10 protein-coding genes are annotated in these 11,905 nt (G+C 52.8%); 8 read left to right on the top strand and 2 right to left on the bottom strand.

Annotated features, from left to right (window positions below):
* Window positions 1-88 precede the first annotated feature (88 nt).
* From cvpA to hisP, 7 genes are all read left to right on the top strand, one after another.
* The gene (cvpA, locus tag ACZRKO_RS02830) at window positions 89-580 is read left to right on the top strand and encodes a colicin V production protein (RefSeq protein ID WP_463735745.1); all 492 of its coding nucleotides are present in this window, start codon (window positions 89-91) and stop codon (window positions 578-580) included.
* A 31-nt stretch (window positions 581-611) separates the two neighbouring features.
* Window positions 612-2,129: an amidophosphoribosyltransferase gene (gene purF, locus ACZRKO_RS02835; RefSeq protein WP_463735746.1), complete on the top strand. Its 1,518-nt coding sequence runs from the start codon at window positions 612-614 to the stop codon at window positions 2,127-2,129.
* A gap of 195 nt (window positions 2,130-2,324) precedes the next feature.
* Window positions 2,325-2,897, top strand: a complete 573-nt coding sequence (locus ACZRKO_RS02840; protein ID WP_463735747.1) for a UbiX family flavin prenyltransferase — start codon at window positions 2,325-2,327, stop codon at window positions 2,895-2,897.
* A 339-nt stretch (window positions 2,898-3,236) separates the two neighbouring features.
* Window positions 3,237-4,019 (top strand): lysine/arginine/ornithine ABC transporter substrate-binding protein, encoded by a 783-nt coding sequence (locus ACZRKO_RS02845; RefSeq protein WP_463735748.1) that lies wholly within the window; start codon window positions 3,237-3,239, stop codon window positions 4,017-4,019.
* A 141-nt stretch (window positions 4,020-4,160) separates the two neighbouring features.
* Complete coding sequence (locus ACZRKO_RS02850; protein WP_463735749.1) at window positions 4,161-4,847, top strand: histidine ABC transporter permease HisQ; 687 nt, start codon at window positions 4,161-4,163, stop codon at window positions 4,845-4,847.
* On the top strand, window positions 4,844-5,557 hold the full coding sequence (locus tag ACZRKO_RS02855) for an ABC transporter permease (RefSeq protein ID WP_463735750.1): 714 nt from the start codon (window positions 4,844-4,846) through the stop codon (window positions 5,555-5,557). The genes ACZRKO_RS02850 and ACZRKO_RS02855 overlap by 4 nt, the downstream gene beginning before the upstream one ends.
* A 43-nt stretch (window positions 5,558-5,600) precedes the next feature.
* A complete protein-coding gene (hisP, locus tag ACZRKO_RS02860) occupies window positions 5,601-6,374 on the top strand; it encodes a histidine ABC transporter ATP-binding protein HisP (protein WP_463735751.1) in 774 nt (257 codons plus the stop codon).
* Between the two features lie 72 nt (window positions 6,375-6,446).
* Here the strand turns inward: hisP and pepT are convergent, their stop codons facing one another.
* Complete coding sequence (pepT, locus tag ACZRKO_RS02865; protein WP_463735752.1) at window positions 6,447-7,679, bottom strand: peptidase T; 1,233 nt, start codon at window positions 7,677-7,679, stop codon at window positions 6,447-6,449.
* A 149-nt stretch (window positions 7,680-7,828) separates the two neighbouring features.
* On the opposite strand from pepT, the gene ACZRKO_RS02870 reads away from it, so the two are divergent.
* Window positions 7,829-9,424 (top strand): ABC transporter substrate-binding protein, encoded by a 1,596-nt coding sequence (locus tag ACZRKO_RS02870; protein WP_463735753.1) that lies wholly within the window; start codon window positions 7,829-7,831, stop codon window positions 9,422-9,424.
* Between the two features lie 89 nt (window positions 9,425-9,513).
* Here the strand turns inward: ACZRKO_RS02870 and ybiO are convergent, their stop codons facing one another.
* A complete protein-coding gene (ybiO, locus tag ACZRKO_RS02875; protein ID WP_463735754.1) occupies window positions 9,514-11,763 on the bottom strand; it encodes a mechanosensitive channel protein in 2,250 nt (749 codons plus the stop codon).
* Window positions 11,764-11,905 lie beyond the last annotated feature (142 nt).

Raw genomic sequence — 11,905 nt, forward strand, 5'->3', positions numbered from 1 at the left:
GCTACGCAAACGTTTTCTTTTTCTGTTAGAATTCGCCGCGAAATGGATGTTTGGGCCGTCTTTACTGGTTTACACACTGGAATCGTTAATGGTCTGGATTGATTACGTCATTATTGCGGTTATCGGGTTTTCTGCTTTAGTCAGCCTGATCCGGGGTTTTGTCCGCGAGGCCTTATCACTGGTAACCTGGGCTTGTGCCTTCTTTGTTGCCAGCCATTATTACCCGTACCTCGCTATCTATTTCACACGTTTCGAAGATGAGTTAGTTCGAAACGGGATCGCAATTGGCATCTTGTTCATCGCGACGTTGATCGTAGGTGCCATTGCCAACTATGTGATTAGCTCTCTGGTTGAGCGAACCGGGTTGTCCGGTACCGACAGGGTGTTGGGGGTGTGCTTCGGCGCACTGCGCGGCGTACTGATTGTCTCCGCGATACTGTTCTTCCTGGACACTTTTACCGGCTTTTCACAAAGTGAGGACTGGAAACAGTCTCAGTTGATCCCACAGTTCAGTTACATCATCAGGTGGTTCTTTGACTACCTGCAGAGCACGTCGAGTTTCTTGCCAAAACATCTCTAGTTTTGGCAGCGCTGATTGAGGAAAAGACAACATGTGCGGTATTGTCGGTATCGCCGGTTTCACGCCGGTAAACCAGTCGATTTATGACGCGTTAACGGTGTTACAACACCGTGGGCAGGATGCCGCAGGCATCGTCACCATTGATGCCAATAACAATTTCCGTTTGCGGAAAGCGAATGGCCTGGTGAGAGATGTGTTTGAAGCACGCCATATGCAACGTTTGCAGGGCAACATGGGTATTGGCCATGTTCGTTACCCTACGGCTGGCAGTTCCAGCGCTTCCGAAGCTCAACCTTTTTACGTCAACTCTCCGTTCGGCATCACCCTTGCCCATAACGGTAACCTGACCAATGCCCACGAACTGAGAAGTAATCTGTTCGAAGGCCAGCGTCGCCATGTGAATACCACGTCCGACTCAGAAATTCTGCTCAATATTCTGGCCAGCGAACTTGACCGTTTCCAGCACTACCCGCTGGAAGCTGACAACGTATTCGCAGCGGTCGCCGCCATGAACCTGAAGATCCGCGGCGCTTATGCCTGTGTGGCGATGATCATCGGTCACGGTATGCTGGCGTTCCGTGACCCGCATGGCATCCGCCCGCTGGTTATCGGTAAGCGTACGCTGGAAGGCGGCCGCAACGAGTATATGGTGGCTTCAGAGAGCGTTGCGCTGGACACCCTGGGCTTTGAGTTCCTGCGTGACGTTGCCCCCGGCGAAGCGGTGTACATCACTGAAAAAGGCCAGCTGTTTACCCGTATGTGTGCTGAAAATCCTCAGTACAATCCGTGCCTGTTCGAATACGTCTATTTCGCGCGTCCTGACTCCTTCATCGACAAAATTTCGGTCTACAGCGCCCGTGTGCGTATGGGGCAGAAATTGGGTGCGAAAATTGCCCGCGACTGGGAAGATCTGGATATCGACGTGGTGATCCCTATTCCGGAAACCTCGTGTGATATCGCGCTGGAAATCGCCCGTATCCTCGACAAGCCTTATCGTCAGGGTTTTGTGAAAAACCGTTACGTCGGCCGTACCTTTATCATGCCCGGTCAGGTTGAGCGTCGTAAGTCAGTACGCCGTAAGCTGAACGCTAACCGCGCTGAGTTCCGTGATAAAAACGTTCTGCTGGTGGATGACTCCATCGTGCGCGGCACCACCTCTCAGCAAATCGTTGAGATGGCCCGTGAAGCGGGCGCAAGACGTGTGTATCTCGCGTCGGCGGCACCGGAAATTCGTTTCCCGAACGTCTACGGCATCGACATGCCGAGCGCCAATGAGCTGATTGCTCATGGCCGTGAAGTCAGTGAAATCACCCAGATGATCGGCGCCGATGCACTGATTTTCCAGGACCTCAGTGACCTGATTGCTGCGGTGAAAGAGGACAATATGGATATTGAGCAGTTCGAATGCTCGGTATTTGATGGCGTCTATGTCACCAAAGACGTTGACCAGAATTACCTCGAGTATCTCGAATCCCTGCGCAACGATGACGCTCAGGCGTTACGCGGTCAGCAGGAAGCCGAAAATCTCGAAATGCATAACGAAGGCTGATTTTTAACTACGCCTTTTAGGGCGCGACCTGTCCGGTGAACCGACCGTGCAGGCGCGCCTTTTTTATGGGCTAAATTCCCTCCTATCCCAGCGCCGCGCAGGCTTGCTTATCCCCCTGCATTGCGGCAAAGTCATCAAAATGACTTTTTGTCAGTCAAAGCGCCTTCCCGGCGTCACTCTTCAGAGGCAGTTTTCATGAAACGACTTATTGTCGGCATTTCCGGCGCAAGCGGCGCGATTTATGGCGTACGGTTACTTGAGGTGCTGCAAGGCGTTGCCGATATCGAAACCCATCTGGTGATGAGCAACGCTGCCCGCCAGACGTTGACGCTGGAAACCGACCTGACACTGCGTGATGTCCAGCAACTGGCCGACGTAGTGCATGATTCGCGCGATATCGCCGCCAGCATCTCCTCCGGTTCTTTTAAAACCGCGGGCATGGTTATCCTGCCTTGCTCGATTAAAACCCTCTCCGGCATCGTCAATAGTTATACCGACGGGTTGCTGACCCGCGCGGCCGACGTGGTGCTCAAAGAGAGCCGCCGTCTGGTGCTCTGCGTGCGTGAAACTCCGCTGCATCTTGGCCACTTGCGCCTGATGACTCAGGCCGCCGAGCTGGGTGTGGTGATCATGCCTCCTGTTCCTGCCTTTTATCATCGCCCGACCTGCGTTGATGACATCATCAATCAGACCGTAAATCGGGTGATCGACCAGTTCGATATCGAGCTGCCGGAAGACCTGTTTGTTCGATGGCAGGGCGGTCGCTAGCTGCGTTTCACCAATTCATCGCATATTTTAAACAAATTGATAACAATGCACCAAAAACGAACATTGCTCGTTTCATTTTGGTGCATTGTTATTGCATTCTGTTCCTGTGGTTTATTCATCCCGCTGATTTGCAGCATGATCTTGCTGCAATTTTAATCGCAACGGGCGGACGATGGCCGGTTAACTTGACCGGAACAAAATCGGCATGAAAACTGCATAGTGAAACTGAGGGAAACGCAAACTCCCGTTAGCTGCAACAGTACGACCAATAATAAAAACATGTTCAGACACAACAGAAATGACCAATCACAACAGACGATTCATGACTGAGGGTAATGTATGAAAAAGTTGTTCAAGGTTCTTCCGCTGGTTTTGGCTTTAGCCAGTGTCAGCAGCGCCTTTGCCGCCGCCCCTAAAGACATTAAGATCGGTACCGATCCGACTTACGCCCCTTTTGAATCGAAAGACTCCAGCGGTAAGCTGGTCGGTTTTGATATCGATCTGGCGACCGAAATGTGTAAGCGTGCTGAAATCAAATGTACTTTCGTTGAAAGTGATTTTGATGCGTTGATCCCGTCGCTGAAAGCGAAGAAAATTGATGCCATTATTTCGTCTCTGTCCATTACAGAAAAACGTCAGTTGGAAATCGATTTCACTGACAAACTCTATGCGGCCAACGCCCGTCTGATCGCACCAAAAGGCACCAAAATTGTTCCTACCCTTGACGCGCTGAAAGGCAAAAACGTCGGCGTATTACAAGGTTCCACTCAGGAAGCCTATGCCAACGCGATGTGGCAGCCAAAAGGCATCAACGTGGTGGCTTACCAGAACCAGGATCTGATCTACGCCGATCTGGCTTCCGGTCGTCTGGATGCGGCATTCCAGGATGAAGTAGCAGGCAGCGAAGGTTTCCTGAAACAGGCTCCGGGTAAAGACTATGTGTTTGCCGGCCCGTCAGTGAAAGATGACAAATTCTTTGGTGTGGGTACCGGTATGGGCCTGCGTAAAGATGATGGCGATCTGAAAGCGGCGCTGAACAAAGCCTTTGCTTCAATGCGCAAAGATGGCACTTACGACAAGCTGGCGAAGAAATACTTCAACTTTGACGTTTACGGCGGCTAAAGTTCAGCGCTATAACGTCTGCGGCCTGCCTTATGTTGGCAGGCCGCATTAAGTCACTTCCGTGCACAATCAGTTTCATACTGTTTAATAAAAAACACCTGCGGCAGGTGACACGACGTTGGTCAAAGACAGGAACACAGCATGTTATACGGGTATTCCCAGGTTATTATTCAGGGCACATTGGTCACGCTGGAACTGGCAATCTCTTCGGTTCTGCTGGCGGTGATAATTGGTTTAATCGGTGCAGGCGGTAAACTCTCGAAAAACCGTCTGATTTCAGGATTTTTCGGCTGCTATACGACATTGATTCGCGGTGTACCAGACTTGGTGCTGATGCTGCTGATTTTCTACGGTCTGCAGATCGTGCTTAACAGCGTGACAGAATCGCTGGGCATGGCGCAGATTGATATCGATCCTCTCGGTGCCGGTATCATTACGCTCGGTTTTATCTACGGCGCGTATTTTACCGAAACCTTCCGTGGCGCTTTTATGGCGGTTCCTCGTGGGCAAATTGAAGCGGCGACGGCGTTTGGTTTCAGCAGCGCGCAAATCTTCCGCCGTATTCTGTTTCCGGCCATGATGCGCTTTGCTCTACCGGGCATTGGCAACAACTGGCAGGTTATCCTCAAAGCGACGGCGCTGGTGTCCCTGCTTGGCCTCAATGACGTGGTGAAAGCCACGGTGCTGGCGGGAAAGGGCACTTATCAGCCGTTTTACTTCGCCATCGTGGCGGGTGTGATTTATCTGGTGTTTACCACGGTTTCCAACGGGGTGCTGTTATGGCTCGAACGCCGTTATTCGCTGGGCGTGAAGAGGGCTGAGCTATGATTGAGATCCTGCAACAGTACGGCATGTCGCTGCTCTACAGCGACGGCTACCGTTTTACCGGCCTGGCCGTCACGCTGTGGCTGTTAATCAGCTCCGTGGTCATAGGTGGATTACTGGCGGTACCGATGGCAGTAGGGCGCGTGTCATCGAACAAATTCATCCGTCTGCCTATTTGGCTTTATACCTACGTGTTTCGCGGTACACCGCTTTATGTGCAGCTGCTGGTCTTTTATTCCGGTATGTACAGTCTGGAGATCGTGCGCGGCACCGATTTCCTCAACGCGTTTTTCCGCAGCGGCCTGAACTGTACGATCCTCGCACTGACGCTCAACACCTGTGCGTACACCACCGAGATTTTTGCTGGTGCGATCCGCGCGGTGCCACACGGCGAGATTGAAGCGGCGAATGCGTATGGCTTCTCCCGTTTCAAACTGTATACCTGCATTATTCTACCTTCGGCACTGCGTACGGCGTTACCGGCCTACAGCAACGAGGTGATCCTGATGCTGCACTCCACGGCGCTGGCGTTTACCGCCACGGTGCCGGACGTGCTGAAAATTGCCCGCGACATTAACTCGGCCACTTATCAGCCGTTTTATGCTTTTGGCATCGCAGCGGTGATCTACCTGTGCATCTCCTTTGTATTGATTGGCCTGTTCCGCATGGCTGAAAAGCGCTGGCTGGCGCATGTGAAACCTCAGACTCACTAAAAAGCATTCTTTTTATGGACATAACTTTTTGCGGAATAACATTATGCCAGAAAACAAATTAGCGGTTCTCGACCTGCACAAACGCTACGGCGATCATGAAGTCCTCAAAGGCGTGTCGCTCTCCGCCAACGCGGGGGATGTGATCAGCATTATCGGGTCATCGGGTTCTGGGAAGAGTACCTTCCTGCGCTGTATTAACTTTCTTGAAAAACCGAGCGAAGGGTCGATCAGCGTCAATAATCAGGATATCCGTATGGTGCGCGACACCGACGGCCAGCTGAAAGTCTTCGACAAAAAACAGCTGCAACTGCTGCGAACCAAACTGACGATGGTCTTCCAGCACTTCAACTTGTGGAGCCACATGACGGTGTTGGAAAACGTCATGGAAGCGCCGGTGCAGGTGCTGGGGCTGAGCAAGGCCGAAGCGCGCGAACGTGCGGTGAAGTATCTCGATAAAGTCGGTATCGATTCTCGTGCGCAGGGTAAATATCCGGTGAACCTTTCCGGTGGCCAGCAGCAGCGCGTCTCCATCGCCCGTGCGCTGGCGATGGAGCCGGAAGTGTTACTGTTCGACGAACCGACCTCCGCGCTTGACCCTGAGCTGGTAGGCGAAGTGCTGCGTATCATGCAAAAGCTGGCGGAAGAGGGGAAAACGATGGTGGTGGTGACGCACGAAATGGAGTTTGCACGTCATGTCTCCAGCCACGTTATTTTCCTTCATCAGGGCGTGATTGAAGAGCAGGGCAATCCGGCCGACGTCTTTGGCAGTCCGAAATCTGCGCGCTTGCAGCAGTTCCTCTCAGGTGCGCTGAAGTAAGAAAGAAGAAGTCAGTCAGGCATTAAAAAACAAAAAAACCGCCCATGCAGGCGGTTTTTTTATCGCCGGAAATCAGCCTTTAGCGGCCAGCAGGCAAAGCTGAACCGTCAGTTCGTAAGATTTCACAAAAGAGCTGACTGGCAGGAACTCATACTTCGAGTGGAAGTTATGCGCGCCGGTAAAGTAGTTTGGCGTTAACAGACCTTTGGCCGAGAGCGCTGCGCCGTCAGTCCCTCCGCGCATCGGGATCACTTTTGGCTCAACGCCAATCTCTTTCAGCCCGGCAAATATCAGGTCAATGGCGCGTTTATCTTCGCCAATCGCGCTGCTGATATTGCTGTAGGTATCGCTTATCTCAACCGCTACTTTCGCCGTCGGGTATTTTGCGGCGATCTGTTTTGCCACATCGTCAATTTTCTGTTTGCGCGCAGCGAAGCTGGCGCTGTCGAAATCTCGGATTGAGGCGTGCAACGTAGCCCCTTGCTGGGTGGCATTCATGCCATTGAACCAGACATAGCCTTCGCGGCCTTCGGTATTTTCCGGGGTTTCTGCACGGTCAAACTGACTCATGAAATCGTGCGCCATCAACATGGGGTTAACCAGCACGCCTTTGGCCGACATCGGGTGGGCGGTCACGCCGGTAAAGGTGATTTCCGCGGCGGCGGCATTGAAGTTTTCATATACCACTTCACCGAGTTCGCAGCAGTCGATGGTATAGGCAAAATCGACGTCAAAGCGTTTCAGATCCAGCGCCTTGGCACCGCGCAGGCCAATCTCTTCATCCGGCACAAAGGCCACCACGATATCGCCGTACTGCTGGTCATCACGCAGGTTTTCCAGCAACGTCATCACCACCGTCACGGCAGCTTTGTTGTCTGCACCGAGCACGCTGGTGCCGTCGCTGAAAATAATCTCTTCGCCTTTGTAGGGCAGGATTTCCGGGCGTTGGGACGGGCGCAGCCAGATATCTTTCTCAGCATTGAGGCAAACATCGTCACCGCTGAAAGTCAGTGTTTGCGGATGAATATCCGGACTCAGACCGACGTCGACGGTATCAATATGGGTGATAAAACCGATGCGAGGGCCACCCTGTTTGGTGCCAGGTTTCACGGCGGTGACGGTCGCATGTTCATCAATCTGAATGTTTTGCAGGCCCAGCGTTTTCAGCTCATCGGCCAGCAGTTTCGCCAGAGTGTGTTGGCCCGGCGTACTGGGTAGTGTCGTAGCGTGAGCATCACTTTGCGTGTTGATAGCGAGATAGCGAAAGAAACGATCGGAAAGCTGTTTTGCGATATTTGTCGACATCTTTACCCCTAAGTTTGCACACATATAAGACTTTCATATATAACAGAGTATTACAAAGCGTTGCACGAATGTTAATCTGTTTTTGCTTTTTGTACCACGATCGGTAGCACGATCATTAAAGCTTTTAATCACTTGTGACAGGGAAAATGATGAAACAGAAAATATTAAAAATAAGCACGGGATTGATGGCGCTGGCGATGGCAGGCGGCGTTTCCGCCAAGACGCTGGTCTACTGCTCCGAAGGCTCACCGGAACAATTTAACCCGCAGCTTTATACCTCCGGCACCTCCGTGGATGCCAGCGCGGCACCGATTTACAACCGTCTGGTGGATTTCAAAACCGGCACTACCGAACTGGTACCGAGCCTGGCCGAAAGCTGGGACGTCAGCCCGGACGGCAAAACGTATACTTTCCATCTGCGCAAAGGGGTGAAATTCCAGAGCAGCAAGCTGTTTACGCCATCCCGTGACTTCAATGCTGACGACGTGATTTTCTCCTTCATGCGCCAGAAAGACGAAAATAACCCGTACCACAAAGTGTCGGGCGGCACGTATCTTAACTTTGACAGCCTGAAAATGGGCGACCTGATCGGCAGCATTGACAAGGTGGATGACAACACCGTGCGCTTTAATCTGACCCGCCCGGAAGCGCCGTTTGTTGCCGATCTGGCTTGGTATTTCGCCTCTATCCTCTCAGCCGAATACGCTGATCAGATGCTAAAAGCCGGTACGCCAGAAAAAGTCGACATGAACCCGATCGGTACCGGTCCATTCGAGCTGGTGCAGTACCAGAAAGACACTCGTCTGCTGTTCAAAGCCTTCCCGGAATACTGGCAGGGTAAATCGAAAATCGACCGTCTGGTTTATACCATCACGCCAGATGCCTCGATGCGACTTGCCAAGCTGGAGAAGAACGAGTGTCAGGTGATGCCGTTCCCGAACCCGGCTGACCTCGACCGTATGCGCGCCAACAAAGACATCAATCTGATGAGCAAGTCTGGCCTCAATACCGGTTTCCTCTCGTTTAATACCCAGAAGCCGCCGCTGGATAACGTGAAAGTGCGTCAGGCGCTGAGCATGGCGATCAACAAACCGCAGATTATCGAAGCCGTGTTCCGCGGCACCGGCACCGTAGCTAAAACCCTGCTGCCGACCGGCGTCTGGAGCTACAACGATAAAGTGGTGGATTACGAATATTCACCGGAAAAAGCCAAGGCCCTGCTGACTGAAGCGGGAATGCCAAACGGTTTTGATATCGACTTGTGGGCGATGCCAGTTCAGCGTCCTTACAACCCGAATGCGCGCCGTATGGCGGAGATGATCCAGTCCGACTGGGCGAAGATTGGCGTGAAAGCGCACATTGTCAGCTACGAGTGGGGCGAGTATCAGACCCGCGTGCGTAATGGCGAACATATGGCAGCCCTGATGGGCTGGACCACCGCCAACGGCGACCCGGACAACTTCTTCGGCCCGCTGTTTACCTGTAATGCGGCCAAAGGCGGTTCAAACTCAGCCAAATGGTGTTACCCGCCGTTTGATAAGTTAATCACCGAAGCCAAAGAAACTACCGATCACGACAAACGCGTCGCACTTTACGAAGAAGCCCAACAGGTCATGCACGATCAGGCACCGGCGGTGTTTATCGCGCACTCAACCATCTTCGAGCCAGTACGCAAAGAAGTGACCGGCTACGAGATTGACCCGTTCGGAAAGCATATTTTCTATCAGGCCGATATCAAAGAGTGATGAATGAGGCGGCTTTCGGGCCGCTTCCAAATTATGGGCCGGTGTGGGCGGGCTAGCCCACGACCTTGACCTTAACGTTAGATTTGAACTTAAAAAGTTTCCCCTGGGCTTTTCAAAGCCCCACAGTCCTCTCCTTCGGTGTATACCTTCATTGCCTGCTTCGGCATCGCGATGCCCGCCTTCTGGAAGTGGATCTTCACCAGACGATCCAGCGCGTACTGCACGTTCCACTGTTCCAGCGGTTTGGTGCGGATCAGCACACGGACGGTAAATGACTGGTCGGCCAGGGCCACGACACCCTGATAAATCGGCTCGCCAAGCAGGGAGCCTTTGATGGCTTCATCCTCTTTCAGTGCGTCCACCGCTTGCGCCAGCACCGTATTGACCTGATCAACATCCTCCTCGCGGCTGACGCTGTAACTGGCGCGATAAACGCCGAATTCACGTTCGTAGTTCGACAGCGTGGTGATCGACGAATAGGGGACGATGTGATACACGCCGTAAATATCGCGCAGGCCGATTGAGCGGATGGTCATGCGTTCGACTGTTCCGCTGATACCCATCACCGTGACGTATTCGCCGGTATTCATGCCGTTCTCGAACTGAATAAACACGCCGGTAATGACGTCTTTGACCAGCGTCTGTGCGCCAAAACTGATGGCTAAACCGAGCGCGCCCGCACCGGCCAGCAGCGGCGCAATGTTCAGCCCGATCTGCGAGAGCATGATCATAATGGTAATGGTGCAAATCACGATCGCCAGTACGTTGCGAAACAGGGTGAGCAACGTGCGTTCACGGGCACTTGGACGGCTGCCGTTGCTGAGTTCCAGCGCCAGACGATGCTCGATAATGCTGGCGAGCAGGGTCCAGGAGACAATGGCGAAGAACAGGATAAACAGAATATGCGTCAGCCCGCCGACCACCTGAGAGCCGGTTTCAGTCATGAACCATTTATTCAGATTGAAAATCTGCCAGGCATCCAGCAGCGAAAGCGTGACGGCTATCACCACCAGAACGCGAAGGATCTTCAGTCCGCCCGGAATATAGGAATTGATGCGTTTTTGTAGCAGTGGGTAACGGCGGTTGATGTCATCGGGCAGGGTGATACGTTTTAAAATCCAGCGCGACAGCAGTCCGGAGATCACGGCCCCAAGACCTATGACGACCAGACTTTTCAGCGTGGCGGCCATCATAAAGGTCAGGCTTCCTGCGAAATCAAACTGCGACAGGAAGAACAGCACCACGAAATAACTGACCGCCAGGATGTGCCAGACATGCCCCAGTGCGCGCAGGATAATGCTGAAAAATGCCATCGAGCGTTCGGCTAACAAGTTGAACTCGTGATGAATTCTCTTGCGGTTATGCAGGATAAGCCAGCTGGCGTAGAGCGTCAGTGCCAGCATCACCACGAAATTCACCACCGCTGCAGTCTGGTAATTGACCTGTGTCGCGACGATTGGCACCGCAACCATTAACCCGTAACCGATAAGCCCGCTGACCCAGGCCAGACGGGTGTTCCAGTAACGCGCGGTCTGATCGCTGAGCGGGAAGGGGCGCAGATAATCGAAATTGGGCGCGAAGATCAGCCGCAGCACCGCTTTGAAAAACTCGATGACCGCAAATGCGCTGAGGAATAACGCCTGCTGGCGGGCGATCAGCGCACTGCCACCGTTCACATACTGAGTAAACAGATTTCCGGCCGCGACGGTCAGCAGCAGAATGCCAATATCGATAACAAAGGCACTGAGAATGCTGGCCGGAAGCTGATACCAATGGGCCTCTTTCAAGCGTGCGTGATGCCCCCAGCGGCCCAGACGTTTATACAGCGGGCCAACCAGAAACCGCACCAGATGGAACAGCGCGAAGGTGACCAGCACGGTCAGCAGGAAGTAGGTCAGCGCGTGAAAGAAACGCTCGGCGTTGAACGCCCGCTGAGGGCCGGAATCAATGGTGCGTTTAAGCTTTTGCACCTTCTGCATTATCAGGGACACGTAGCCCTGACTGGAATCCACCAGATTATCGATAAGCGATAGCTGTTCGGGCTTCTCCTGCGGAGTATCAGGGGCGTTTTTTTGCGTATTATTGGCCGGAGTTTTTGCAGCTTTGCGCAGATGGGCAATCAGTTCGGCCCTGGATTTATCGTCCTGCAAAATATCGGCCAGCGCGCTGTATGAAGCCTGCTGTTTCGCCGTATCGCCGGAAGGGGAAGCCGCAGGCGTCGCGGCGTGGGACGTGCCGCTGAACAAGCTCAGCATCAGAATGAGAATCAGAAAGGGCAGGACAAGTAATACCGGTTTTCTGTGTCGTGGTAATAACGCGTTCCAGTCGTTATTCGGCATTTTTCCTCACTTTTAGAGTGGCGGTTAATTGGCAATTCTTTAACTTTGTAGCGACAGTGTAAGGAATTTATGACCGAAATGGGAAAAAAGCAGCCAAAAAAACGGACATCCGAAGATGCCCGTCTGTTTATAACCGATGTTT

It is taken from the genome of Ewingella sp. C233 (genome assembly GCF_055407225.1).